At 52.7% G+C, this 26,078-nt stretch carries 21 protein-coding genes; 1 reads left to right on the top strand and 20 read right to left on the bottom strand.

Annotated features, from left to right (window positions below; translation table 11 throughout):
- Nucleotides 1-35 precede the first annotated feature (35 nt).
- Entirely contained in the window at nucleotides 36-1,841 is a 1,806-nt protein-coding gene (locus tag CBW46_RS13455) for a transglycosylase domain-containing protein (RefSeq protein WP_165842303.1), read from the top strand.
- 221 nt (nucleotides 1,842-2,062) lie between these two features.
- On the opposite strand, the gene CBW46_RS13460 is transcribed toward CBW46_RS13455, so the two are convergent.
- From CBW46_RS13460 to CBW46_RS13555, 20 genes are all read right to left on the bottom strand, one after another.
- Nucleotides 2,063-3,166 (bottom strand): S-layer homology domain-containing protein, encoded by a 1,104-nt coding sequence (locus tag CBW46_RS13460; RefSeq protein WP_089200515.1) that lies wholly within the window; start codon nucleotides 3,164-3,166, stop codon nucleotides 2,063-2,065.
- A 157-nt stretch (nucleotides 3,167-3,323) separates the two neighbouring features.
- On the bottom strand, nucleotides 3,324-4,925 hold the full coding sequence (locus CBW46_RS13465; protein WP_089200516.1) for an ATP-binding protein: 1,602 nt from the start codon (nucleotides 4,923-4,925) through the stop codon (nucleotides 3,324-3,326).
- 268 nt (nucleotides 4,926-5,193) lie between these two features.
- Entirely contained in the window at nucleotides 5,194-5,721 is a 528-nt protein-coding gene (locus tag CBW46_RS13470) for a GNAT family N-acetyltransferase (protein ID WP_243633306.1), read from the bottom strand.
- Between the two features lie 109 nt (nucleotides 5,722-5,830).
- The gene (locus tag CBW46_RS13475) at nucleotides 5,831-7,492 is read right to left on the bottom strand and encodes an extracellular solute-binding protein (protein ID WP_165842304.1); all 1,662 of its coding nucleotides are present in this window, start codon (nucleotides 7,490-7,492) and stop codon (nucleotides 5,831-5,833) included.
- A 72-nt stretch (nucleotides 7,493-7,564) separates the two neighbouring features.
- Nucleotides 7,565-8,443: a carbohydrate ABC transporter permease gene (locus CBW46_RS13480; RefSeq protein WP_089200518.1), complete on the bottom strand. Its 879-nt coding sequence runs from the start codon at nucleotides 8,441-8,443 to the stop codon at nucleotides 7,565-7,567.
- A gap of 10 nt (nucleotides 8,444-8,453) precedes the next feature.
- On the bottom strand, nucleotides 8,454-9,308 hold the full coding sequence (locus CBW46_RS13485; RefSeq protein ID WP_243633312.1) for an ABC transporter permease: 855 nt from the start codon (nucleotides 9,306-9,308) through the stop codon (nucleotides 8,454-8,456).
- A 259-nt stretch (nucleotides 9,309-9,567) separates the two neighbouring features.
- On the bottom strand, nucleotides 9,568-11,241 hold the full coding sequence (locus tag CBW46_RS13490) for a helix-turn-helix domain-containing protein (RefSeq protein ID WP_424446433.1): 1,674 nt from the start codon (nucleotides 11,239-11,241) through the stop codon (nucleotides 9,568-9,570).
- Nucleotides 11,242-11,972: 731 nt separating this feature from the next.
- Nucleotides 11,973-12,857: a metal-dependent hydrolase gene (locus CBW46_RS13495; protein ID WP_089200521.1), complete on the bottom strand. Its 885-nt coding sequence runs from the start codon at nucleotides 12,855-12,857 to the stop codon at nucleotides 11,973-11,975.
- A gap of 25 nt (nucleotides 12,858-12,882) precedes the next feature.
- Nucleotides 12,883-14,127, bottom strand: a complete 1,245-nt coding sequence (locus CBW46_RS13500) for an MFS transporter (RefSeq protein WP_089200522.1) — start codon at nucleotides 14,125-14,127, stop codon at nucleotides 12,883-12,885.
- A gap of 343 nt (nucleotides 14,128-14,470) precedes the next feature.
- Nucleotides 14,471-16,207, bottom strand: coding sequence for a sensor histidine kinase (locus tag CBW46_RS13505; protein WP_165842305.1), 1,737 nt, complete (start codon nucleotides 16,205-16,207; stop codon nucleotides 14,471-14,473).
- A gap of 181 nt (nucleotides 16,208-16,388) precedes the next feature.
- The gene (locus tag CBW46_RS13510; protein ID WP_089200524.1) at nucleotides 16,389-16,946 is read right to left on the bottom strand and encodes a nitroreductase family protein; all 558 of its coding nucleotides are present in this window, start codon (nucleotides 16,944-16,946) and stop codon (nucleotides 16,389-16,391) included.
- A 2-nt stretch (nucleotides 16,947-16,948) separates the two neighbouring features.
- Nucleotides 16,949-18,376 (bottom strand): cobyrinic acid a,c-diamide synthase CobB, encoded by a 1,428-nt coding sequence (locus tag CBW46_RS13515; protein WP_089200525.1) that lies wholly within the window; start codon nucleotides 18,374-18,376, stop codon nucleotides 16,949-16,951.
- A gap of 124 nt (nucleotides 18,377-18,500) precedes the next feature.
- Complete coding sequence (locus CBW46_RS13520; protein WP_089200526.1) at nucleotides 18,501-19,625, bottom strand: cobalt-precorrin 5A hydrolase; 1,125 nt, start codon at nucleotides 19,623-19,625, stop codon at nucleotides 18,501-18,503.
- Entirely contained in the window at nucleotides 19,622-20,401 is a 780-nt protein-coding gene (gene cobM, locus CBW46_RS13525; RefSeq protein ID WP_089200527.1) for a precorrin-4 C(11)-methyltransferase, read from the bottom strand. Before cobM ends, CBW46_RS13520 begins: the two co-directional genes overlap by 4 nt.
- Nucleotides 20,398-21,108 carry a precorrin-2 C(20)-methyltransferase gene (gene cobI, locus CBW46_RS13530; protein WP_089200528.1) on the bottom strand — a complete coding sequence of 237 codons (711 nt, stop codon included), beginning with the start codon at nucleotides 21,106-21,108 and terminating at the stop codon, nucleotides 20,398-20,400. Before cobI ends, cobM begins: the two co-directional genes overlap by 4 nt.
- A complete protein-coding gene (cbiE, locus tag CBW46_RS13535) occupies nucleotides 21,105-22,412 on the bottom strand; it encodes a precorrin-6y C5,15-methyltransferase (decarboxylating) subunit CbiE (protein WP_089200529.1) in 1,308 nt (435 codons plus the stop codon). Before cbiE ends, cobI begins: the two co-directional genes overlap by 4 nt.
- 54 nt (nucleotides 22,413-22,466) lie before the next feature.
- The gene (locus CBW46_RS13540; RefSeq protein WP_089200530.1) at nucleotides 22,467-23,606 is read right to left on the bottom strand and encodes a cobalt-precorrin-5B (C(1))-methyltransferase; all 1,140 of its coding nucleotides are present in this window, start codon (nucleotides 23,604-23,606) and stop codon (nucleotides 22,467-22,469) included.
- 7 nt (nucleotides 23,607-23,613) lie between these two features.
- Nucleotides 23,614-24,264: a precorrin-8X methylmutase gene (locus CBW46_RS13545; RefSeq protein WP_089200531.1), complete on the bottom strand. Its 651-nt coding sequence runs from the start codon at nucleotides 24,262-24,264 to the stop codon at nucleotides 23,614-23,616.
- Nucleotides 24,265-24,278: 14 nt separating this feature from the next.
- Nucleotides 24,279-25,043, bottom strand: a complete 765-nt coding sequence (cobK, locus tag CBW46_RS13550) for a precorrin-6A reductase (protein ID WP_089200532.1) — start codon at nucleotides 25,041-25,043, stop codon at nucleotides 24,279-24,281.
- Complete coding sequence (locus tag CBW46_RS13555) at nucleotides 25,040-26,068, bottom strand: sirohydrochlorin chelatase (RefSeq protein WP_089200533.1); 1,029 nt, start codon at nucleotides 26,066-26,068, stop codon at nucleotides 25,040-25,042. Before CBW46_RS13555 ends, cobK begins: the two co-directional genes overlap by 4 nt.
- Nucleotides 26,069-26,078 lie beyond the last annotated feature (10 nt).

Raw genomic sequence — 26,078 nt, forward strand, 5'->3', positions numbered from 1 at the left:
ATTGGGTAATGATATTTCCCGCGAAAGGACGCACCATGAAAAAACACGCTGCTGCAATTATATTAATTATCTCCATAGCATTGATAGTTTCCGGATGCTCCAGCCAAATTCCGGCCATAAACGGTGCTGATGTGACACAGGTAAGCATTCCGGTTAATTCCACAATATTTGACGGCAAGGGCAATGAAGTAAGCAAGCTGTTTGATAAAGAGAATCGCGAATATGTACCGTTAGCCGGCATTCCCGATTACCTGGTGAAGGCTTTCGTCGTGACCGAAGACCAACGTTTCTATGAGCATTCAGGAGTGGACGCCAAAGGCATCTTCCGGGCACTCTATAGAGATGTGACCTCGCAAAGCCTGCGTGAAGGAGCCAGCACCATCACCCAGCAGGTGGCCAAAAATGCCTTCCTCACCCAAGAAAAAACAATCGGCAGGAAGCTGAGCGAAATGGCTATCGCCATCGAATTGGAGCAGGATTACACCAAGGAGCAAATATTGGAGATGTACGTGAACCTGATTTACTTCGGAGAAGGCGTTTACGGTGTGAAAACCGCAGCCCAGCAGTACTTCGGCAAAGACGTGAAGGATGTCTCAATTTCGGAGGCCGCAATGCTTGCCGGTTTACCAAAAGCGCCTTCCGCCTACTCACCTCGGCGTGACATGACGAAAGCGGAAGAGCGCCGCAATGTCGTATTAAACTTAATGCGTGAGCATGGGGTGATATCAGCGGAGCAGGCCCTTAAAGCCGAACGGGAGCAAATAAAACTCGCTCCGGGGCGCCGTCCCGCCAACAATGAGCACCGAGCTTACATGGATTATGTAGTAAAAGAGGCGAGCCAGCTGTTACAGGTTGATGAGGCATCTGTACGAAGCGGGGGCTACCGCATTTACACCAGCTTTAACTCGGCTGTGCAAAGGGTTGTGAATGAATCGGTGTCCTCGCACAAGTTCTCAGACGACCGAGCGGGCCGAGGCGTTGAGGTCGGGATGGCCGTCCTGAAGCCTCGCACCGGTTCGATCGTTGCGGTGTATGGAGGGAGAACATATCAGGCGCGGGGATTCAATCGTGCGACGGCATACTTTCAGCCGGGATCTGTTCTTAAACCGTTAGCCGCTTATGCCCCGGCCATCGAAACTAAAGGCTGGAAGCCGTATGACCGGATCACCGATGCTCCAACGACATTTGACGGCTACACACCCAAAAATTACGGCGAGCGGTATTTTGGGAACGTCACGCTCTATGAGGCATTGTCACGCTCTTTGAACGTCCCCGCCGTGTATTTGCTTCATGATGTCGGAATTGAGGCGGGTGCACGCATTGTGCAAGCGGCAGGTATCGAGCTTGATCCCAAAGACAAAGGACTGTCTCTGGCACTGGGGGGCATGACTAGAGGGGCGAGCCCTCTGCAGCTGGCACAAGCTTATTCTGCGTTCGCTAACCACGGCAAAGTGCCGAACGCGCATGCTATTGTGGAGATTCAAGATCGGAATGGAAAAACCATCTACAAGACGGAAGCCGTACAAAAGCAAATCATGGAGCCCGAAACGGCCGACACGATTTCGGAGATGCTGCAGGGAGTTATTACGGAGCCGTTTGGGACAGGCCGTAACGCCTACTTTGGCAAGCCGGCGGCAGGAAAAACCGGAACCACTCAGGTTCCAACCCTTGGCACCGAAGCTAACAAAGATGCGTGGTTCGTCGGATACACCAGTGATTTTGTCACCGCCATCCACGTTGGGTTTGATCAAACGGACCGCGAACATTATCTATCGAATGGCGGCGGCAGAGAACCCGCTGAGCTGTTTAGCACGGTAATGCGGCAGGTGTATGGGAACTAGAGCCCGGCACCGCCGAATTAGTTGTGGCGCGATGCAGCTGCTTACATCAGCATCAAAATGCCCCGATAGTCCACTATTTCTCTGGACTTCGGGGCATTTTGGCGCTGCAGTGTAGGCGTGCTCAGCGCACTGCGGCGTGGCCTGCTAGGCGTTCCGCGGTGCTGGCATGCTCAGCTTGCGCGGCGCTCGTGCGCTCAGGCACCACGTGTCCGGCGCTAAGCTTATTGCGGCATGGGTGCGATCGCCGCTGCCGCAGGTGCAGTGAGCGGCGCAGCGGCAGGAGGTGCCGTTGACGGAGCCGCGGCTTCCGCAGGTACAGTCACCGACTCAGCGGCGGGAGGCGTCACTGCCGGATCCGCGGCCGGCGCCGGTGCCGCACGCTGAATCACTGCGGTGGCCGGGTCAGACACGGTTGCAGCCGAGTTCTCAGCGACCGGCGTGTATTTCGACGGTACATAGGTGTGTGCTTTTACTGGTGTGATGACTTGCGGATGCATATGATCCGGCTTCGGGTTCACCAGGGTGTAGCTGATCACTGCAGTATCATCGGCTTCAAATCGTATGCCGTTGATCGTGATGCCATACCCCGGGTTAGGCATGTCACCGCGGGACAAGGTAACTTTGTTGACTTCCTCATTCACCTTCTCCACAACCACGTTCACTTCTCCTTGCTGAGGCGTGTCAGGCTTTGGAGGCATCTCCCTGGATTCCACATACTTTATCGTATTGTGCAGCCATAACGCGGCTTCGCCGCGTGTGATCTCACGCTTGGGATAAGCCATACGGTCCTCTCCAAGCTGCGCGATCTTATGCAGATAAATCCGCTGCATATTCTCTCTATAGGCTTCACCTACCTGCTCGTCATCCTCGAAAATGAGCATCATTCTGACAACAGGGAAGCTACCCTTCGTGTCCATCGCTTTAATTAGCAAATCAGCATACTGTTCACGTGTGATGGAAGCGTTCGGGTCTACGTTTTGCGGAATGTTCAATCCGTTGATTTTGGCAATCACGAAAGCTTCGGCATACCAGGCATCATTCGGCACATTAGTGAAATAGTCGGATGCTTCCGGCTTTTTGACGAATTGCGTCTCGTCCAACGAGAGTTTCAAACCTTTCACAATCAAGCTAATCCCTTGAGCAAAGTTGATTTTGCCGCGTGGTGCAAAATGCTCACCGTCCACACCGGAGACGAGGCCCCTTTCCTTCAACTGCATGATCGGCTCCTTCTCCGTTGGCTCCAAATCCGTGAATGCAAGCACCGGACCCGATGACACAGTACCTAACAACACTGCTGAGGCGACAAGGGCTGCCATCTTTTTCATCGTTTTCCCTTCTTTCCTTGAGTATTGTATTTTTATGCTGCGTCTTTCTTGCTGTTTCAACCCTACTGACGAGGCGCTTTCATGAAATGTTGCATGATGAATCCACTATTTTCCACCGGGGACGGTATGGCAGAAAAGTGAGCATGGCCGCTTCTCTTCACGAAGCCTGGCAGCTGGCTTTGTTATTCGGAGCGGGTACCGGCGTTCTTGGCAGTTTCACTTCGACAATGGTACCGACGGCGCCGGCGCTGAAAATATCGATGTGCCCGTCATGCTCTTGAATTATTTTGTAGCTGACCATCAGACCGAGGCCTGTGCCTTTCTCCTTGGTACTGTAAAACGGCTCTCCCAGTCTCGCTCTCCAGCCTTCCGAAATTCCCAAACCTTGATCATGTATGCGGATGACTACCTTGTCGTGCTCCGCATATCCGACTTGCACTGTGATGTCTCCGCCTTGATCCATAGACTCCATCGCATTTTTCAGCAAGTGTATGAAGACATTCTTGAGCTTGCTCTTATCACAGCGTACCCACGGATCGGTGCAGTCGAATTTGACCAGCAAGCGGATAGCACGCAGCGCTGCTTGAGCGTTCATCAGTGTCACGATAGTTTGCAGCATCTCATACAAATTGCACTCTTGATAATCGCTCGGGCCCGGGCTGGCCAGCAGCAAAAATTCCGAGATGATGGTTTCAATCTGATCCAGATCATGCAGCATGATATCGTAATAATCGTCTTTTACCGTGCCGCGTTTAATCAACTGAGTCATGCCCTTCACTGTCGTTAGCGGGTTTCTTATTTCATGCGCTATACCGGCGGCCAATTGTCCGGCCATGACCAGCTTGTCGGTTTTGCGTAAAATCTCTTCGTTGCGTTTTTGTTCCGTGCAATTTTTGGCGATCGTAAACGCACCGATGATTTTTTTTCTATGGATGATCGGAATCATCGTTACATTGAATTCAATCGTATGCCCCAGCTTGTGTCTCGCGAGAATGTCCGCATTTTGGGGGACGCCGCGCGTGACTTGCTCGAACAGCTGATTAAACTTCTCCTGCTCCCCTTCCACCAACAAAGATCGGCTGAGCCGGTTTGCCAGTTCATGCTGCTCATAGCCCATAGCCTGAAGTCCTGCCGCGTTCACGGAAATGATCCTGCCGTCCAAATCTACGGAGCTCACCCACTCGGGGTTTTGGTCAAACAGTGACTGCAGACGGATCGCATGCATACTCGCAGTGTCCTGCGCCATTCTTTTATCCACATACATGCCGAAAAAAACAAATCCAGTCAGCAAAGCAAGGGTTGCGCTAATCCAGTATGACAGCTGCTCCGCCCCCACGGCATACAATGACCGGTAAATGGGTGCGATGGAGCTGTGAGACTGGGACGTAAACTGCGTGGACAGTATGGCTATATAATGCATGCCAGCCGTGGCGGCACCCAGCAGCAATGCATTCATGATCTTGGCTCTCACTCTGGGGCTTGGCGCAACGAATGACACAATCACAGGTATGACGGCAGAAGTTAAGGCGAGCGGAAGATGAAGGCCCATAGATAAATGGGGCATGCCCACAAAATGCAAAGTCCAAATGCCCAGCCCCATGGTGAGAGAGCTGAATGCCGAATAAATCAGCCTGCTCTTTGCAATCTTGGCGCAGCATGCGCGGTGGGACAAATTGAGAGAGGCATAGGAAGACACAATCGCAATAACTATGGTCAGGATAACAAGTGATACGGAATAGTGCAGTCCATGGATCTCCATCTTTCCACCCCCAGGATTATTTTTCAGTAAGAGTGACTTTTTCTAAATTTTTCTATTCTACAGCGCGCAAGGTTTTCCTTCTAAAATCATCCATTTCTGTACCGTGTATACAAATCGCATCATATTGGTAAAAAGTGATCGACAAAAAGGGCCATCCCAATAGCGGAATGACCTGTTATGTTGCGATTTTAAGCAGAATCCGGCGGTTTTGGTTATGGCAATTAATGTAATATATAGAAATGATACACCTTGTAGCTACAGGCATCTGCTATCGTGGTACCATCTCAATCCAGTATCTTTGCACAACTTGTCCTGCTGTGTCCGTCTCCTCAGATTCGAGGACTCCGCCATTTTTTTGAATCACGCGTGCGGAGCCGACATTCGTTTTTCTGCAGTGTACGAGAGCCCGCTCTATTCCAATGTTCCGCGCCTCTATTAAGGCCAGCCGAAGCAATTCTGTGGCGTGCCCCTTTCTTCGCTCGCTGGGCCTGATACCATAACCGATGTGACCGCCGATTTGTCTAAGATTGTCATTCAACCGATGCCGGATATTGACCGCACCCAGCACTCTTCGATCCGCATTTACCAACCAGAACGTAGAATGTGGGACGTAACCGTCCGGTATTTGGTTTCCTGTGCGGTATCCCTCCAGCAGCTTCAGCATTGCCGGAAAGTCGCTCGGATCCAGCCCCAAGGTGAATGGCACCAGTATCTCCCCCGTGGCATTCCATTCGTGCAGCATGTCAAGATACTGGTCTTTGTACGATAAAGCAGGCTCAACCAAAGCCGTATTCAAACGCAACACTCCAATACAAAGGGTTCTACCATCAGGTTACCACTTTGGTCGGTTGCGTAGTCATATGCTGCTCTGACAGTCTGAAGCGCGGCCAAAGGGCCGCGCAGCTTTACTTCCGAGCGTTGAAGCGGTCATAGGCTGCCTGATAGATCTGCCCAGCCTCCTCGATTCCCATGCTTTTCAGCCTCTCCTGCAACTCATCGATCTTACTCACGGGATCGGTGCCCATTAAAATCCTAAGCACTGTTTCCTGTTTGTATGTGTTGATATCGCTCATAATCGATCCGAGTGTAGAGCTTTCCTCGGCGGTGAAGCTGAGTGTCGTCGGCGTGTTGAGGGAAGTATCCGCACTGGCGAAGGTTTTGATGGATTCCTTTTGCTCCGGGAATGGCAGAGAAATCTGGCTCCAGGCATCGTATTCCATCACTTTCGTGTGGCCAAACACCGGCGTCGCATAATGATAGATTGCCTGCTGAGGCGCTTTGCCGTCCTTGTTCCGCATGATATCATCCGTGTACGTCTTATTGCCGTCTTTAACGGTGTAGCTTTTGCCCTCGATCCCCCAGTTCAGCAGTGCCTGACCCTCATCTGAGTACATGTAGTCGATCAGCCTGACAATCTCTTTGGGGTACTTGGAGCTGGTACTGATGATCGCAGAGAGGCCAACCTTCTGAATCGTGGATGCGGCATAATTGTACGGTTTGCCCGCGGGGCCAATCGGCGGTTTTACTCCAATGAGAGAAAAATTCGGATTTTTCGTTCTTGCCACCGTTGTCGTGTTGCCGATGAGAGAGCCGAGAGAGCCATATGTCGTTCCTACCAGCTCATTTTGCAGCTTCGTTGTTAATCCTTTGGAATCGGTGGAAGCGAATTCGGAATCGATCAGACCTTCTTCATACCAGTTGGCCATGGTCGTCAAATAGTCTTTGTACTGCGGCTGCAGCGGACCGTAGAGTAATTTCCCGCTGGCCGGATCCTTATAAAATCCATCGAGGATGCCCCAAGCGGCCGTAAATTCCGACATACCGCTGCCGATACCGCCAAGCGCAGTACCGCTGGGGGCTTTCGCGATGCTGTAAGGAATCTCGTCCGCCTTACCGTTGCCGTTCGGATCTTTTTCTTTGAAAGCTCTGAGCACATTGTGCCATTCATCAATGGTAGTCGGCGGCTGCAAGCCCAGCTTATCGAGCCAATCCTTACGTATAATCAGTCCGTTGTAACTCGTTCTCATCGGGTCGGGATCCAGCTGGAAAAAGGAAGGATACGTTCCATCGTCCAACGTGACGTATTTTTTAACCTCGGGATATTTTTCAAGTGCTTTCTTGTAATTCGGCGCATACTTATCCAAATAGTCATTAAGCTTGATCGCGACGCCATCGTTGATCAATCCCGTGAGCCCGCGAGGTACGCCGGCCCAGTCCCAGAAAATAACATCCGGATAATCCCCGGTCGCCAGCATCACATTCAACGCTTCATTATTACCGCTATTCGGAGGATGTACGAATTCAATATGAATTCCTGTGCGCTTTTCCAGCTCCTTGAACGCTTCCATTTCCCCCATGCTTTTCAGTTCGGTTTCGACATAATTGCGTTGATACCATTTGATTGTGATCGGCTTTTCCACGATCGGCAATGACAGCGACTCAGTGCCGGCAGACTCCGTCGTATCCAACGCGGGCTCAGCCTCTGTGCCGCCGCCCGAGCAGCCCGCCAAAGTACCGCCAAGCAACACATAAGCGAGCAGTGAACGCGAGACTCTCTTTTTTAACATGGCATACATCCCCCAACATTCTATGATTAGTTCTAACCGCCATCCGCCGATCAGGATCATACCCTACCGCGGCTAACCCTTGATCGCGCCGATCATAACCCCTTTGGCAAAATACTTCTGCAGAAAAGGATAGGCAAACAACACAGGAACGGTGGCGACCATAATGGTCGCGTATTTGATGACCTCGCTCATATCCTGGCCCTTTTCGTCCACACCGAGCGTGACCATCATGTCGTCCGTTTTGTTATTGATCAATATGTTCCTCAGCACCAGCTGCAAAGGATACATCTCAGACTCGTTCAAATAAATGGATGCGTTGAACCACGCATTCCAGTGCCCCACGCCGTAATACAAAATCATAACCGAAATCACAGGCATCGCTAGCGGGATAATGATTCTGAAAAGAATAGTCCAATCGCCGGCGCCGTCCAGCCTCGCGGATTCTTCCAAGCTCTCCGGGATGGATTGGAAATAGGTCCGCATAATGATGAGGTTCATCGTACTGATGAGACCGGGCAGCACGATGGCGCCGATCGTATTCAGCAGGCCCATACTCTTCATCAACAAATACGTCGGAATCAAGCCCCCGCTGAAAAACATCGTAAAAACAATGAACAGCATAATGTGGTTTCTAAGAAGTACCCCTTTACGTGAAAGCCCATACGCCAGTAAAGCGGTTACAATAACATTCAGCGTGGTGCCGACGACAACGTAAATCAACGTATTCTTGTAACCGGACAATATAAGCGGATTGCTCAGCACCAGCTTGTAAGCATCCCATTGAGCGCCGAGCGGAAACAGAAGCAAGCCGCTGTATGACGCGAGCTCTGCCGGAGAGCTCACGGATGCGAAAGCGACATATAAAAACGGGTATACGGTGGCAATGGTGAGTACAGTGAGCAGGGTGACGTTGAACACATCGAACAGCTTTTCTCCCAAGTTGTTTTGCATAGGCTCCTCCCTACCATAAGCTGGAGTCAGAAAATTTACGGCTGAGTTTGTTGGCCCCTATCAGCAGGATGAAATTAATGAGCGAGTTAAACAAACCGATAGCGGCACTGTAGCTGTAGCTGGCATCCACCAAACCTTTTCGGTACACAAAGGACGAGATTACATCCGCTGTTTCATACGTGGAAGGGTTATACAGCAGGATCACCTTTTCAAAGCCCACGTCCATCATGTGACCGATTCTCAATATCAGCAGGATGATGATTGTCGGCATGATTCCGGGCAGCGTCACGTTCAGCGCTTGCTTCCATCGCCCGGCACCGTCTATCTTGGCGGCATCGTACAATTCTTGATCAATCCCCGATAACGCGGCCAAGTAGATAATCGAGCTCCACCCGATTTCCTGCCAGATGCCCGAGCTGACGAAAATCGTGCGAAACAGCTCCCCATTTAAGAGCAAATTATCCCTGCTTCCGCCAAACCAGACGATGATGTCGTTAATCAATCCGTTCTTGGCAGTAAAATCGACGATCAATCCGCAAATGACCATTACGGAGACAAAATGCGGCAGGTACGTCAACGTTTGCACGGTACGCTTAAACCACTGCTTGCGCAATTCATTTAACAATAACGCCAGTATAATCGGAGCCGGGAAGCCGAACAGCAAGGAATAGAAATTGATTAATAATGTGTTCTTGATAATCCGGATAAAATAATAGCTTTGGAAAAAAGCCTCGAAATGTTTAAAGCCGACCCATTCGCTGCCCCAGATGCCGGCGGCAGGAGTAAATTGCTTGAATGCGATAGTTGCGCCATACATCGGTACATACTGAAAAATAATGTAGTACAGAATCCCGGGCAGCATCATTAAGTACACATATTTGTTTCTGATGAGATCCTTGAAAAGAACTTGAAGCCCTTGCCGGAGTCTCCTATGCTGCTTAATGCGGCTCGCGCTGATCTCCCGGTGGGTCAAAGCCATATGTGCATCCCTCATTCCCTTATTATTGGTTCGAGGTTGATCATAGATAAGACGGCGCTTTCAGTAAAGCGGCAATACTTCAAATCCGCTGCTCAAAATTGAGATCCGGCGCTATATAAATTTCACTATCATTTTTTCTGTCCCGTTATCTCCGCTTCTCGCGGTATTCGCTGGGCGTCATGCCCACGTGCTTTTTAAAATTGCGAATAAGCACCACATTGTTTGAATAGCCTACTCTGGCCGCGATCTCCTGCAGCGATACGGATTGCTCCACCAAATATTTTTTCGCCGCCTCGACTCGCAGCTTATTTACGTAATTCAAGAAGTTCTCGCCGACTTGATCTTTGAACAATCCTGATAAATAGCTCGGATTCAAGTTGAACACGCCGGCCACCTTAGTCAGGCTGAGATTGGGGTCTGTGAACGTTTCCCCGATGTACGCCGTAATGCGATCCTTTAATTGCGTGCTGTGCTGGTTTTTCTGTGCCTGAATGTGTGCGCAAATTTTCTCATAGATCCACAACAGCGTGTGCTGCATTTCTTGTATGGTACGGCTGGAAATCAGGCGCTCGTATGGCTGCGGGCCGTCTGCGAAAATATTCTCAAAATCCATTACGGAAGAATTCAAGACCTTAATGGACGTGCCCATCAAGTCGAAAAAGAGACAGCGTGCCATCTGCAAAGGCAGATGACGTGTGACGAAATTCATCTGGTACACAGCGCTCATAATTGCGCGCACTTTTGCGATGTCCCCGTGTTTGATGCTGTGGATGAGCAGTTCTTCCGTCTGGATCGGATAATCATAGGTGGTTTGCGGATTATGCAGGGTTTTGATGTCGCCGAAGTTGATTACACTGCTGTAGCCTTTGAGGATCTGGTATTCCATTGCACGGACAGCCTCCTGATAAGAAGCATGAACCCCCTCCAGCTTCTCATGCACGCCGCCAATGCTAATCGTTATCGTGCTGTGATATTTGAGCCCGATGAATTCGAGAGCTTTCGCCGCTAATTCCTGCAGCTGCATGTCTGCAGCATCATTAGCTTGATCTATGTTAATCAACAGTGCAACGCGATCCGGATCCAGGTCCACTACGTACGATTGTCCGAGTTCCCTGCCCAGATGCTCCAACACGTTACCGATGACAAACTTCGAGAAGTTGCGGTCCTTCATCGTACCCCCGCTGTATTGATCGACGTGCACGAGAATCACACAGAAATACCTTTGGTGAAATTCCACACCGATGGATTGCAGCGCATTCTGTTCGGCCGGAATACTTCCTTGTATCAGCCGCAGAAGCACATTGGAGCGCAGCACCGGCAGCTGCCGCTGCATCGCAGATAAAAACTGTTCTTTCTCTTTCAACGCGGTGTCAGCCGCCCATTCGATCAGCTTAAGCTCATCTGACGGCTCTTTTGGAACCGTTTTCATTTTTGCTGAAAAGCCATCGGCGATCTTTTTAATAGGCTTATATTTTCCTTTAGCAAGGACAACTGCCAGCACAATTCCCGCTAAGATGAGCATTGTGGTCACGCACCACACTAAGTTCGTAATCCTTTTTAAATCCTGCCTTATGAAGTCTACAGAGGTCATCAAAATGTAATGACGGTCACGGTGAGGAGAAATAAGAGTGGAAACGAAGTATTCCCGGTTGTTCATATGAATGAAAAAGCCGCCATCGTTGGCCGACTGTTCTTTTTCCGGCAGTGTATATACCGTTGGATGGCCGATACTCAGCAGACGCTGACCGGATCCGTCAGACACATAGAGATGCCCAAGCTTCAACTCCCCATCCGACAAAAGTGCTTCCACCTTAGCCATGTCAATGCTGACCACAATCGTTGCAGCCGGCCGCTTGTTCGTTCCTTGATATACCGATTGCAGCAAACATAACACCTTCTTTGGTGCGGATGCGTCCGTGTACTTGATTTCTGCCGGCCGATAGGCAAGACTGTGGTTCTGCTGAATGGTGTATTTCCAATGTTCGAATTCCCAGTCCGCATAGCGGTACACATAGCTGGAAAAGTCGTCGACGGCAGCCTTGGCGCTTTCCGTGACAACGACGGCCGACTTCGGAAAATAAATATAGATGCCTTCGATGAAGCTGTTCGTTTGTTTGTAACGGTTCACATTGCCAATCAATCTGCTCAAATGATATTTGTCCGATGTGTTCATGTGTTGGGGGACGTTGACAAACCGCTGGACTTCCGCGTCGAGAGAAAGATTCATCGTGAGCTCTTCAATGCTTCGCAGGCGGTCGTCCAACACCCGTTGGGACTGCTCTAACAGCGAAGTGTTGTAAAATTCCGTCTCTTTCATGATCAAGCTGGAATACTGCCAATACGTGAACGCAACGATCGATAAAGGAATCACAAGCATGAGCAGGTAGGATAACAAAATATTGCTGAACATCGTACGGCGTGTGAACCATCGCAGCTGTCTGGCCATCGATCCTTTCCCTCCTTGTCATGACGCATAGACATAGCAAAGGACCAACCGAATAGTGAAGGTTGGTCCAAATATGAATAGGTGGAATCGCGCATAGTGCGAGCTCAGCTGGCCGCCGGCAGCTCCTTCTCGATTGATTCGAATAAGAACGATTGCCCGTCCCGATAGAACCGAGGATCATAAATTCCAAGCTGCTGCTGGTCATCTACGACAACTACGAATGGAGACCATTCATACAGCGTTTTGGCTCTCGGGTTACTGGCAAACAGCTTATCCAAATCAGCGTCGTCCTGTGATGTCAGTGTCGTGAGCAATGTCGGCTGTGACAGTACACTAGCTTTACTTATTTCTACGATGCCGTCCTTTTTGCCGATCATCTGAAACTGAGTTGGGACAAACTCTGCCGCCAGCGCGAATTGATCATATTTTCCGGCGTATTGATGATACAGCGCGTACCCTTGTGCGGACTGCACCGTGATATGCACCAGCATCAGCACCCACACCCACCGGTAAACCCGGTAGGGCTGTTGGACCCGCCGCAGCTTGCTGTACAACAGTCCCCCGAGCATAATCGCCCAAAAGGTCAGGTCGACGATGGGAATCGTCCCGAACGTAATTCTGTTTTGTGAGAATGGCTCGAAATAGCCCGTGCCCCAAGCATTGAATAGATCGCTGGTGTCATGGATAAAGACAGCGAGCGCGCCCATCCCGTACAGCCGCCAGCTTTTCACCCTCCAGAACAGCCAGCTTATGGCAGACAGCAGTGCCGCCCAGAGGGGCACCAGAAACACGGAGTGTGTCAAACCACGATGCCACATTTGGTAACGGCCCGCAGTATCCCACCATGCAGATATGACATCGATGTCTGGGATTTGTGATCCGCCTACGGCAGTGACGAACAATGCTGCCTTCTGCTTGCGGTTCCAATCCGGTTTGGGGACCGCCGCATACAGCGTTAGTCCGAATAAGGTATGTGTGATTGTGTCGATGATGTTCCCCTCCCGGATCTAAATACTAAGAATCACTCTGCTCCGTCCTAGCTTGCAAGCCGGTTACCCGGAACAAAGGAAGCATTACGATCACACCAATCAAAAATAACATCGCCGCCGCTTGGTACATCACGACAATGTTGAAGCGCTCCATCAACCAGCCCGAGACACTGATGGTAAGGACCATGGCACCCATAAACATAGGGCTTAGTATGCCGTTGACCCGGCCTACGAATGATTCCTCCGTGTTTTGCAGAATCATCGTATTGATTCCAATCTGGATGGCAGGCATGACGAGCCCCCCGATAAATTGCACTATGAGCGTCAGCCATAGCACCGTGGACAAGCCGGTGGCCACCATACTGATCGCACTGACTCCGAAGCCTATGGCAAGCAGCACCTGCGGGGAGTATTTTTTGGATAATGCCATCGTCACCCCGCCGCCGACAATCATTGCCAAGCCGCTAGCCATCATAAGCCATTTCAGATCCTCCTTCGGCAGGCCAAGGCGATCTGTCACCAGAAAGACGCCAAGCGGCTGAATCAGCCCTACCGCCAATCCGGCCGTCAAAAAGCAGCCTCCAAGCGTCGTCAACACTTTCTTGGATCGAACGTAACGGAAGCCTGCGGCCATTTCCTCACGCAGTGTAGTACGCGGTTTATCATCCTCTATTTCGCGATCCGGAGGCAGCATTGCAAGTACGACGGCCGACAGGATGAACGCAACGCCCATCACTGCGATAGCAATCTCGATGCCGTAGTGTTCGTACACGGACGTACCGAGAGCCGGCCCTAAGATCATAAAGACAGCAAACATCGTCTGATAGAGCGACATGCCCAGCGGTATCAGTTCCTCCGGCACATGCATCTTGAATAACCGCATGCCGGACGGTTGGGAAAACTGGGATAAAATAGCTGACACCAGAGTGGCGAAGAACACAGCTTTCCACGTGCCCAAAGCTAACGTCAGCAGTACAGCAAGTATGGAGACCGCACTCAACAGATCACACCAGACCATGGTCCGCTTGGGCTTCCATCGGTCGGCAAAGGTACCGCCGATAAATGAGAAAATAAGAATCGGCGCAAATTCCGCCACCATAATCATCGACACGGCGGTCGGATTATTGCCTTGAGTCATATCCATCACAAACAGGAGTATTGCAAAATTGCGCACCCAGATTCCGATTTGCAGCAGCAGTCCCGACAACAGGATTGCACGCACGTATCGGTTTCGCAGCAGCACCGCCACACCGGGCGATTTTGTTTCCATCCATCTCTCCACCCTTCTTTTTTTACAAACATTCAGCTTGTCCCCGTTTACCCACGCGAACCTGCAACTTCTCACCGCAGCGTCGATGCTCCGAGTGTATTGTTAGTTCGCCGATGTAAGTAAACGTTAAAAAGAAGTCGCTGCGAACGGCTAGCTGCGTGGAGTCCCAACCGTAGGTACTGGCAGCGCGAGGGGGCCGCCGATTTGCGGTGAGCGCGGACAAGTGAATCGCCCATCCTGCCCACCTGTGTACATTATCCGATAAAATATCGTATAGCGCAAAACCAATTTTAGCTGTATCTAAACTTTCCACGCAAGCAATCGTATGTAACACCGGCCTTGATTATGTCAGCGGAATGATAATTGAAAATTCGGTATATCCGTTCGCACTGGTCACTTGAATGGTCCCTTTATAGCGTGTAACTAATTGCTTGACGATGTGGAGACCTAACCCGCTATTTTCCCCGCCTGTTTTGGACGAAAAACCGGATTCGAAAATTTTACCCTTCAGTTCCGCCGGAATTTCCGGGCCCGCATTCCCTACCTTGAACAACAGTTGATTGTTAACCACATCGCCGGTAATTTTCACTCTGCGGTGCTGTTTATCCAGCTCGGCGGTTGCATCAAAGGCATTATCGATCAAATTACTGAACATTTTCACCACATCCGTCGCCTTGATCGGGCTCAACTCCAGCCGGTCCATATGCTTAAAATCATACTCGCACACAATGTGGAGAGACTCGGCCTGCGCGATTTTGGCTTGCATCAGAGCACTCAGCGCCGGATCGTTGATATTGATCAATTCATGGATAATCTGAATTTCGCCTACGAGAGTATTCGTGTATTTCTTCAATTGATCATAGCGCTGCAGGGTGACAAAGGCGTGTATGGTTTGAATGTGGTTGATAAAATCATGGCGCTGTTCCCGGACGGATTGAAATAATGTTTCGATGTTGCCTACGTATGCTTCCTTCACGTCTTGGATGGCGAGTTTCTTATTCCTTTTAAAAAGCCACAGAATGCCGGCCATAATCACAAGTGCTAACAAGGTGCAGATGCCCATGAACATCAGGGTGCTCCTCAACTCTTGATTCAATGCCTCCTCAATCTCGCCGTAATCCGATGCGATTTCGATCAGAGGCAAGGAACCGCTCGCATGGTATTTCAGATGAGCGGCGTTGATTGGCGTGAAGCTTTTCAGCACCGATTTCCCTTTGGATTCCGTCACGTAAAAAACGGTGCCATTAGAAGCAAGCGCCATGGCGGCATATTTCTGCTCTTCCGGGTCGCGGTACTCGTAGCTGCCGAACAGAACCTCTCTCTCCGAGAACCAATGGCTTGGGGTCGGATTCAGCTCAGGAATGTCCCGTCCGAGCAGTTTGTCCGAATTCAGTACGGAAATTTCCAGCGCCGTGTGCTGGTTGTCCCTCATCAACAGAGCTATCGCATCTTCTACGCCCGTCATTTCCTGGTACTTCCGAAAGCTTTCTCCATATACATAAGGATCGATTATATAATTGGTACCGCCATCGTAATAATAGCCCCATTTATTCACTTCCTCGGGGTCCGACGTGGCGGTATCGAACGGTCCGCTCCAGTAATTCGGCAGCGTCTGCCCCATACCCACATTGACCTCTTGAAGATTCAACAGTTGGTTGAACGCAACAGATATCGTATCCCATCCCTTTGCGCTGATGTTGATGTCTTTCGGATCGGAGGAGCGGACTGCGATGATATCATCCCCGGACCGGGCGAACAAGGTGATGTGGTCCACTCCGGTGTGCTTCGCCAGTTCCGCCAGCTCTTCGTTGGTCACTTTATTGTAATCGGGATCCAGCCTGAGTCTGGCGGTGACAGCCGCCGTGCGCAAATTTTGTCCGATTAAATCATCGACGAACTTCTCCCCCTGAGACGTTTGTCCGATATTGGTTTTGATGCTGTTGAAAAGCAAGATGATTTTTTCTTTCTGGTTTATTATCAGCTGTTCCTTAAAATGAAAATAGTACGATGTGTCCAGCACTATGAGCATCACGATAAACAACAGAGATGTTTTGAACGGAATGTGTTTTAGTAAGTTCATACGCACCCACCTATTCTTTAACTCCCCACCCATTATAACAAATATTGTAATATGTTGTATCATTTTGTCGAAAAATAGTTGTATAAAAAAAGTGCCTGAGAATCAGGCACTTTTCGTCAGCACTATGACGCGTGTCAAGTACGTTTGCTCCGTGGTTGGGATGTTAAAGAAGCGCGTGCTTCTACAAAAACGTCATTTTTTCTTCGTGAGGCGTGCGCGGTGTGGGCGCCGGTTGTTCCGCCGGATACCCGACAAAAAGCGTGCCCACTACCCTCCTATTAGCCGGCGAACCGATAAACCGGTGCATCCGTTCATCGTGCACAAGACCAATCCCGCGCGTTCTCCAGACAAGCCCCAAACCTAGTTCATCTGCAGCAAGCCACATCGAATGGATGGCGCAAGCAGTCGCATACTCGTTATCTCTGGAGGCAGCCGCGTCCCCCGGTACGATGTCGGCCGTCACAACAATAACCAGCGGCGTGGCCGTCACCACCTTCAGCGATTCTTGCACCAAATGCGGCTTGGTGGGAAACCGTTCCTCCAAATATTGCAGCGCCAAGGCCTGATAACGTTGTTTCGCTTCGCCGCGTAAAATATAGAAGTGCCAAGGTTCACGAAGCCGGTCGTTCGGAGCCTGTACCGCCGCCTCAAGCAGCGCATGAATTTTTTCGTCTTCCACTTCGGCGCTCGTCAGATTCCTCACTGCGCGTCGGCGCTGCAGCAGTTCCATAACAGACATAATTACTCCTCTCCGGTCTCAGATAGTTGTTTGTAGGCCAAGCACTTGGTGACCCAGCGCTCAGCGATAGCGGGCTCCGATGCAAAGTGCAGATGTGTATAGCCTGCGACCAAGCTGCCCCGCTCGTTACGGTAGCCGTCCTGCTTGACACCGCGCAAGCCCTTTGTCTCGTAGGCGTATGCAATTTCGGCATCTGGATTGGGCTGGAAGGTCGAATAATGGAATTCGTGACCCTTGGCCCGGTCGGATGGTCCCATAAGAAAGTTGCCTTCGGTGCCCGTGACATCCCGATATCCGAGCGCTGCGAGTTTGGACTGCATCCGTACCGTACCGGATATCAGGCCTAGCATCGGATAGGAATGTCCTCGAGTATCCTCGATCGCTTCGGTCAAATACATGAAGCCCCCACACTCCGCTAATGTCGGCATACCGCGGGTGATCGCTCCGCGGATCGACTTCTTCACGGCCTCATCGGCAGCCAGCCTGTCGGCGAACTCTTCAGGGAAGCCGCCTCCCAGATACAATCCGTGCACATCAGGGGGCATCGGCTCACCTGCGAGCGGCGAAAAGTACACGCACTCCGCGCCGTATGCTTCGAGCAGTTCAATGTTCTCCCGGTAGTAAAAGTTAAAGGCCGCGTCTTTCGCGATGGCAATGCGTACGCTGGGCGGCCCGGCGGTCCTCGGCCGAAACAGCCGGCATTCCGACGGCCGGCCCTCAAGTATCACCGGCGGAGATTCGGCAAGCTCTACCAGACGGCGCATATCTACCGCCGTCATGATTCGCTCAGCGAGCCCGTCAAAGAAGGGCTCGAGCTCGCCGCGCTCGATCGACGGAACGAGCCCGAGATGCCGTTCGGGCATCCGGAGCTGTTCGTCGCGCAGCAAAAAGCCGAGCACTGGTACGGCGCACTCCTGCTCGATGGCGTCGCGCACGATGCGGTAGTGGCCTTCACTGCCGCAGCGGTTGGCTATGACGCCAATGATGTTGGCCCGGGGTTCCAGCGCCTGGAACCCCTTAACGATGGCGGCCGCGCTGCGCGCCATGCTCTGACAGTTCAGCACGAGCAGGACCGGCGCCTCAAGCAGGATGCTGATTTCGGCCGTGCTGCCTTCGTTGGTTTTCGGGTTTTTCCCATCGTAGAAGCCCATTACCCCCTCGATAATGGAAATATCCGCATCTTGGCTGGCCCGCTGGTAGATTTCTTTGACCGTATCATGAGACAGCATGTAACTGTCGAGATTGCGTGAAGGCCGGCCGGTCACGGCGGTGTGATAGGTTGGGTCAATATAGTCGGGGCCGCACTTGAAGCCCTGCACCCGGTAATTCAGCTTGCGCAGTGCCGCCATAATTCCGATGGTTATTGTCGTCTTGCCCACGCCGCTGCCTGTTCCGGCAATCACCAGTTGCTTGACTTGCTTAGCGGTCATCACAATGTTCTCCTTTGAAGTATGATACCCGCTGCTGCAGGCTCAGCTAAACTCAATAACGCGCAGCCGAGATCGTGGCGTTACTCTACATGCTCTCACCAGCCCGAGCTACGAGCCATGCGCCTCAGTTAAACTCGATCACGCCGACCGAGATGGTGACGTTTCCGGATTTCTTCTTCACCAGCGCCAGCTTCGAGGCCCCGGAATACAGCTTGGCGGCCGGTTCGCTAACCCCATAGGCGCCGGTAAATCGGTGCACCGTGTCGGAAGGGGCGTCCATGGGCACTTCGTTGAGCTGCTCCGGGGAGTATGTCACGAACTCCCAACCATATTTGTCCACGACAGCCAGCAATCCGGGCTCGTCCTTCTTCAGGTCAATCGTGCACGCCGCCTTCACGCTGCGCAGTGAGAAACTCAGCTCAGCCAGCGTTGAGTCGATCACCGCCTCAATCTCTTCGGCGGATGTGCCGCGGTTGCAGCCGATGCCGAGTGCAATTGCCTTGGGCCGATACAGTACGCCATTGGCGAGCAAAGCCTCCTCAGCGGCAGTGAGAACCCGGTGTGTGACGATTAGCGCGGCGTGTGGCCGGGCAGCTAACGCCTCGGCTGCGGAGGAGTACACACGGATGTTCGCGGGCATTGGTGTGTCGAACAGCCACCAGCCGGTCTCACCCGATTCCTGCACCACCGCGACCTGCTCCTCGTTTACCACTGATGCGCTGACCGGGGTCAGCTTGTCCGCCGACTCCCACTCCCAACCGAAGCGGCGGCCGAATAAATCTACTGCGATCGTGCCCTGCACATCGGACGCGGTTGTGATGACCGGTCTCGCTCCAAGCGCAGCCGCCACTTCCCGGGTTAGCTCGTTCGCACCGCCCAAATGCCCCGACAGAACACTGATCACGTGTTCGCCTTTGTCGTCGATCACCACAATGCCGGGGTCCTTTTTCTTATCTTCCAGCAGCGGAGCGATCATTCGAATCACAGCTCCTAGGGAGATAATAATGATCAGCCCCTTGTACGCCGGAAACAGCGCGGGAAAGAGCAGCCGGACGCTGCCTTCGAACAGCTGAATGCCCCGGCTTTCTTCATCACCGCGCTGAAACTTGGACATGTAATACAAATCCGCATGCGAAAAGGTGCTCTGCAGCTTTCTGCCCAACTCCACACCATGCTTCGTTATCGCTACAATCGCATAGTCCCCGCGCTGCGCAATGGAAGGGATGCTGCCTTCGCCGAGAACAATCATGCTTTCACTCCTTTGCGGAAGCGGTGCGTGAATTCCTTGTCGTACAGCTTGGAACGGTAGGACTCATTGCTGTGAATGCCCGGATCCAACGCCCAGCCCGCCAGTATCATCGCATGAGATCGAATGCCGTTCTTCCGCATGTCCTCATCCAGCTGGGCCAACGTCGTCCTGACGACAATTTGATCCGGCCAAGTCGCCCGCTGCACGACCGCAACAGGCGTATGCTCGCTCCAGCCTGCGTCGGTTAACTCCTTGACCACTTTTTTCGTCAGCGTAGCGCTCAAAAACAACGCTATCGTGCAGTGATGAGCGGCGAGATCCTTCAGCTTCTCCAGCTCGGGCACCGGGGTGCGGCCCTCCGCCCGGGTGAGAATCACCGTTTGGGTTAGCTCGGGAATCGTGAGCTCAGCCCCAACAGCCGCAGCGGAAGCGAAGACGGAGCTGACGCCAGGTATAATCTCATAGCCGATGCCTTCGTTTTTTAACAGCGCGATTTGCTCCATAATCGCCCCGAACACTGCGGGATCTCCGGTGTGCACCCGTGCCACGAGCTTGCCGAGCTTCGCCCGGTCGGCCATGATTGCCACCATTTCCTCCAGGTCCATGCCCGCGCTTTTCAAAATCTCCGCGTCCGGCTTAGCCTTCGCAATCAGCTCATCGTTCACCAAAGAATCGGTGTACAGCACAACATCAGCTTCCTGCAGAATGCGAAGACCCTTGACAGTAATGAGGTCCGGGTCGCCAGGCCCCGCTCCGATAATGTAGATTTTCGTCATTTTCTCACCACCATCAGCGTAAGATACTCCAGCTCACGCCCCTGGAGCTCCGTAATGTCTCGCCAAATCACTTCTTCCGACGAGGTGACTTTGGTCAGCACCGCCGCCTTCTGTGCCAGGCCGAGATCGCTCAACACCCGGATCATGAGATCAATCACCTTGGCCACCTTGATAAATACGATGCAGTCGTGAGACTCAATCGCGTGACGCATCGTCGCGTAATCCTCCGTTGCAGGCACAATGGCAATTTGTTCGTCGCCGTCCGCCATCGGTATCCCTAACTGCGAGGCGGAAGCGTTCACCGAAGATATACCGGGTATGGAACGGATCTCCACCTGCGGATGCCGCTCCTTCATCAAGCGCATCAGATGGATGAACGTACTGTAAATCATCGGATCGCCCTCTGTGACGAACGCGACATCCTTGCCCTGCGAGATGTGCTCCCAGACCGACTCCACCGTTTGGTCCCACTTCTTCTCCAATGCTTCGCGGTCTTTGGTCATGGGAAAGGTGAGCCCGACCATCGTCTTTTCCTGCGTGTTCACGTACAATTCTGTGATAGTGAGAGCGTAGCTTTTGGCTCCCATCTTTTTGCGAGGATATGCGATGACCGGTGATTCTTTTAAAATGCGAAACGCCTTGACCGTGATCAACTCCGGATCGCCGGGGCCTACGCCCAAGCCGTATAACGTGCCTAAGTTACTCACGCGGGGTGTCCTCCTTTTGCCGTGCGCTGCTTATCAGGCTGTTCGCGCTGCGCGGTGACGTCATTGCGGTGTGCGGTGATAATATAAACAGGGTTCAAGCCCTCAAATCGGGTCATATCCAAAATGGGCTTGCTGCGGGAAATTTGTGCGAGAGTTATATTGGTCGCAAAGCCTTCCTCAGCGATGGTGCGGTTCGCCTCATACAAATTCTCGATCGTCGCTGCATTCAGCACGATTCTCCCGCCCGGCTGCAGCCGTGTGCAGCATACGTGCAGCAGCTCTTTCATCTCGCCGCCGCTGCCCCCGATGAATATGGCGTTCGGGTCAGGGAAGGCGGCCAGCCCTTCCGGCGCGCGGCCTTGTACCGCGGTAATGTCCGCCCGGAACCGGTGCATGTTTTCCAGACAGTTTTGCAAATCCGCTTCATTCTTCTCGATCGCGTATACCTCTCCCTGCCGGGCAATGCGGGCCGCCTCGATAGCCACTGATCCCGTGCATGTGCCGATATCCCACACGACACTGTTCGGCTGCAATGAAAGCTGGGCCAGGCTGACCACGCGCACTTCTTTTTTGGTGATCAGGCCTTTGTCAGGCTTCCGCTGGGCAAACAGCTCATCGTTGATGCCAAGGGAGTACTGCGGAACGGCTGCGTCGGCTTTTCGCTTCAAGATGACCACATTCAGTGAAGAAAAATAGTCCACCGCCATGTCCGCAAGCTCCTGCAGCTCAAACCAGCCGGTACGCTCTCCCTCTCCATCCAAATTTTCCGCTACAAACGCCCGGTACTCGGTCATGCCGAAAGACAGCAAATAACGAGCAATGACCGGCGGATTATTGTTACCGTCGGTTAGAAGGGCAACTTTGCGTGCGCCGTCAATGCGCTGCGCCAAACCTTTTATGCTGCGGCCGTGCAGACTGACCACTTCAGCGTCCTGCCAGCTGTCTCCGGTGCGTGCGAACGCCAGCTGTACCGAGCTCAAGCCTGGGTAGATGTCCACCTGTATCTTTGAGCTCAAGTATCCGCCGATCCCGAAAAATAGTGGATCCCCGGAAGCTAGAATGACTATGCGACGGCCTTGCTCGGTCTCCTGCTTGAGCTCTGAAACAATATCTGTCAAGCTTCCCTTGATAACGATCTTGCGCCCGGAATAATCCGGGAAATATTGCAGCTGCCGTTCACCGCCAACAAGAACATCGCTTTGCTCGATCCACTCGATATATGTAGAAGGCAGGCTGTCCCTGCCGTTGTCCCCTATGCCGATGATCTTCGGCTTGCTGCTGTCTGACGTGTGCCGATTACTCATCTGGATCTCTCCTTTTTTATGCATTCTGCCGATAGCTACGGCTGCTTTGTGGCGCTACGGAGCGCTCACACTGGCGTGTCCCAACAGGTTGCCCTTCATCGCTATGATCACCGTCTCCAGCTCTATGCCTCCGCCCACTTCCCGTAGACCTGCCTCGCAGCAATAGGCGCATAAAAGCTTGAAGAAGCCGGTATGTCCCCATTCCTGCATCCAATCACCGACTAGTGCGGCGGTATTAGCGTCGAGAACGGCACTCGCCTGCTCTTGCGACGCGCCCGCTGCGAGTGCGACCTGCGACAGGAAACCGAAATCTATCGGCGCGCTTTTGCTGTGGACCATCATCACGCCTTGGGCCACCTTCGAAAATTTGCCCATCATTCCCACCAGTGTCACCTTGCGTATTCCCCGTTTGCGGCACTGCGTGAGCGCGAAGCCAACAAAATCGCCCATTTCAACGAACGCCTCCTCAGGCAGCTCCGGATACATCTCCATCCCGTATTTCTCGCTGCGGCCGCCTGTGGATAACACCACATGCTCGCATCCGCACGTCGCTGCCACACTTATCGCTTGGGCTACACTTGCCTTGTAGGCCGCGGTGGAAAAAGGCACAACAATGCCGCGCGTACCAAGTATCGAAATGCCCCCGAGAATGCCCAGCCGGGCGTTAAGTGTTTTTTTGGCGATTTCCTCGCCGTCGGGCACAGAAATGACCACCCGAACCCCCCGCTCCAGCTCAAATTGATTGAGCACCGAGGCTGCGGCTGCACGGATCATTTTGCGGGGAACGGGGTTGATGGCCGCTTGCCCTACAGCCACAGGCAACCCGGGCTTCGTCACACGGCCGACGCCGACACCGCCGTCGATTTCTACACCAAGCTGCCGCGTCCAGCTGACCTCGGCGATAATACGCGCTCCGTGGGTTGCGTCTGGGTCGTCGCCACCGTCTTTTATAACCTCCGCCTCAGCCCGCTCAGCCCCGAATTCACAGCGGACAATCTCGAATGTGACATCCTCCCCGATTGGCAGATGGATCGTCGCCGCCGTTTGGGCTTCCTGCAGAATCAGTGCGGTTAACGCCGCTTTGGCAGCAGCCGCAGCACAGGAGCCGGTGGTGTATCCATGCCTAAGCGGCTTTGCGTCCTGGCCGGAGCCTGCGACAGTGTTGTCTTTTTGCTTCGCCTTATCCGCTGCCATAGCGATTTTACCCCAACCGTTCCGCCATCAGCGAAATAGCATTAACGGTGGCGACCGCTACAGGGCTGCCCCCCTTGCGCCCAACGTTCGTGATGAACGGAATGTCGAGCTTCGCGAGCTCCTGCTTTGATTCTGCAGCGGACACAAAGCCCACCGGTACCCCAATGACAAGTCCCGGCTTCGCCACGCCTTCCTTGACCAGACGGATCAGCTCGAGCAGCGCAGTCGGTGCGTTCCCAATGGCAAAAATGCCGCCATCCGCCTCCTGTATGGCTTTGCGTATCGAAATGATAGCCCTCGTGGTGTTCAATCGCTTCGCCTCTTGCATTACGTCCGGATCGGAAATGTATACTTTCACATCGCCTCCGAATCTAGCGAGCCGCGGCTTACTGATGCCGACCTGCACCATTTGCACATCCGCTACGATCAGCTTGCCCGCGCGCACCGCGTTGATCCCCGCCTGGATGGCATCCTTGTGGAACACAAGGCTGCGCCCGAGTTCAAAGTCCGCCGATGCGTGAATAACCCGCTGCACGACCGGAAACTGCTCCTCGGTAAAAGGATGCTCCCCCAACTCCTCCGTGATCATACGGAAGCTTTCATCTTCAATCTCTTGCGGCTGTACTGTCAACGGCTTAAACTCCGTACCAAAATCCATACCGGCTACGCCTCCTACAGCAGTTCATTTAATTTAGATAAGACACTGTCGTAATCGCTGAAATGCAAGCCATACTCGACCTGTGGCCGGCCAATCACTATAGTTTCGATGCCCATTTCCAGGGCGGATTCAAGTTTTTCATCGACCGCGCCTACCTTGCCGCTCTCCTTGGTGATCATAAGCGTTACACTATAATGCTGGTAGAGAGCCTTGTTCAGCTCCTTCGAAAAAGGTCCCTGCATGGCCACGATGTTTTTCTGCTCGATGCCGAGCTCGTCGCATTTGTCCATATTGTCCTTGCGCGGAAGCATCCGTGCCACCACAGTTGTGTCGGGTAAACCCAGAAGCCGTTCAGCAAAAATGTGCAGCGTCTTGCTGCCCGTGGTCAGCATAATTACTCCCCGACGTGCGGCGGCCAGCTCCGCTGCGTGTGCATAATCTTCGGCATATGCGATTAACGGATGGCCTTCAAATGACAGGCGGCCGCGTTCATATCGAATGTAAGGCACGCCCGCTGTTTGAGCTGCGTGGATCGCGTTTTTGGACGCCTCTTCTGCAAAAGGATGCGTCGCATCCACAATAGAGCGGATTTGCTGCTCCTTCACAAGCGATGCTATCTGGTCCGCCGTTAAACGACCGGTCAATACGGGCAATCCCGCTTCCTCCATTGATTTGGCGGCGCTATCGGTGACAACCGTTGTCACTAGCGGATAGCCTGCCTGATGTATACGCAGCGCCAGCTCGCGTGCATCACTGGTACCCGCCATAACTAGGATCATGTGGACTGGCCTCCCTTGGTTGAAATGTCGTGTCGCGTTTCGCGGGGGCTAAGTTCGTGATGCTCGTGCCCATGTGCGTGATCGTGATCATGGTGATGATCGTGCTCATGCGCGTGATCGTGATCATGGTGATGATCATGTGAGTGGTCGTGATGGTGATCACTATGCCCATGATCATGATCGTGATGGTGATGGTGGTCAATGTGCTCCATCGCAGCAAGCCGGTAATGGCACATATCGCAGTTCATTTTAACCGCACCCTGCACAGCCTCCAGCGCGCGCTCCTGCAAAATTTCACGCAGTTTAGGGTGGAAGCCGAAGTAGTCGGCGAGAGCGAATTCCACCTCCGGATACCGCTCGGAGAACTGTGTCAGCATGTGCTCCATCCTTTTGATCAAAACACCGGTGAACAAAAAGTACGGCAATACAATGACTCTGCGCGCGCCCAGCTTGAGACATCGTTCAATGCCCTCATCCATTAAAGGAGCGGTAACGCCGATAAATGCCGTCTCCACCCATTTGACCTTCCACTTTTCCCAGAACATTCGCGAAATTTTGAAGAGATCGCTATTTGCATCCGCATCGCTGCTTCCCCTGCCGACCACCAAGATTGCCGTATCCTCCAACAGAGCGTTCTGCGCGCTGACTTCGACACCGGCGGGCCGACCTACCGACTCCAGCCTCGAACCAAGAATTTCCAGAACCTGCTGGTGGACTCCGATAGGCCTTCCGTAGCTGAACCCAACCGCCGGATACCGCAGCTTGGCAGCATCAATGGCAGCCGGGATATGGATTTTTGCATGCCCCGCCGAAAACAACGTGATAGGCACGACCGCTATATGGCTCGCGCCGCGTGTGACGCATTGGTCTATACCCTGCATGATGGAGGGAGACTCAAACTCGAGAAAACAAGTTTCCACCATCAACCCGTCCAGCCCTTCGGCTACCGCGCGCACAAAAACGCGAATTTCCTCATTTCCTTCCGCATCCTTACTACCGTGTCCCACAAACAATACCGCATTCATCCGTGCGCAT

This window comes from Paenibacillus xerothermodurans, from assembly GCF_002220865.2.
Taxonomy (GTDB): Bacteria; Bacillota; Bacilli; order Paenibacillales; family NBRC-103111; genus Paenibacillus_S; species Paenibacillus_S xerothermodurans.

Bases quoted from the DNA above. Each gene is read 5' to 3' on its own strand.
- CBW46_RS13455 (WP_165842303.1), top strand. From the start codon at position 36: ATGAAAAAACACGCTGCTGCAATTATATTAATTATCTCCATAGCATTG.
- CBW46_RS13460 (WP_089200515.1), bottom strand. From the start codon at position 3,166: ATGAAAAAGATGGCAGCCCTTGTCGCCTCAGCAGTGTTGTTAGGTACT.
- CBW46_RS13465 (WP_089200516.1), bottom strand. From the start codon at position 4,925: ATGGAGATCCATGGACTGCACTATTCCGTATCACTTGTTATCCTGACC.
- CBW46_RS13475 (WP_165842304.1), bottom strand. From the start codon at position 7,492: ATGTTAAAAAAGAGAGTCTCGCGTTCACTGCTCGCTTATGTGTTGCTT.
- CBW46_RS13480 (WP_089200518.1), bottom strand. From the start codon at position 8,443: ATGCAAAACAACTTGGGAGAAAAGCTGTTCGATGTGTTCAACGTCACC.
- CBW46_RS13485 (WP_243633312.1), bottom strand. From the start codon at position 9,308: ATGATGCTGCCCGGGATTCTGTACTACATTATTTTTCAGTATGTACCG.
- CBW46_RS13490 (WP_424446433.1), bottom strand. From the start codon at position 11,241: ATGGCTAAGGTGGAAGCACTTTTGTCGGATGGGGAGTTGAAGCTTGGG.
- CBW46_RS13500 (WP_089200522.1), bottom strand. From the start codon at position 14,127: ATGGAAACAAAATCGCCCGGTGTGGCGGTGCTGCTGCGAAACCGATAC.
- CBW46_RS13505 (WP_165842305.1), bottom strand. From the start codon at position 16,207: ATGAACTTACTAAAACACATTCCGTTCAAAACATCTCTGTTGTTTATC.
- CBW46_RS13510 (WP_089200524.1), bottom strand. From the start codon at position 16,946: ATGTCTGTTATGGAACTGCTGCAGCGCCGACGCGCAGTGAGGAATCTG.
- CBW46_RS13515 (WP_089200525.1), bottom strand. From the start codon at position 18,376: ATGACCGCTAAGCAAGTCAAGCAACTGGTGATTGCCGGAACAGGCAGC.
- CBW46_RS13520 (WP_089200526.1), bottom strand. From the start codon at position 19,625: ATGATTGTTCTCGGCGAAGGCAGCATCCCTTCCATTGCGCAGCGCGGG.
- cobM (WP_089200527.1), bottom strand. From the start codon at position 20,401: ATGACGAAAATCTACATTATCGGAGCGGGGCCTGGCGACCCGGACCTC.
- cbiE (WP_089200529.1), bottom strand. From the start codon at position 22,412: ATGAGTAATCGGCACACGTCAGACAGCAGCAAGCCGAAGATCATCGGC.
- CBW46_RS13540 (WP_089200530.1), bottom strand. From the start codon at position 23,606: ATGGCAGCGGATAAGGCGAAGCAAAAAGACAACACTGTCGCAGGCTCC.
- CBW46_RS13545 (WP_089200531.1), bottom strand. From the start codon at position 24,264: ATGGATTTTGGTACGGAGTTTAAGCCGTTGACAGTACAGCCGCAAGAG.
- cobK (WP_089200532.1), bottom strand. From the start codon at position 25,043: ATGATCCTAGTTATGGCGGGTACCAGTGATGCACGCGAGCTGGCGCTG.
- CBW46_RS13555 (WP_089200533.1), bottom strand. From the start codon at position 26,068: ATGAATGCGGTATTGTTTGTGGGACACGGTAGTAAGGATGCGGAAGGA.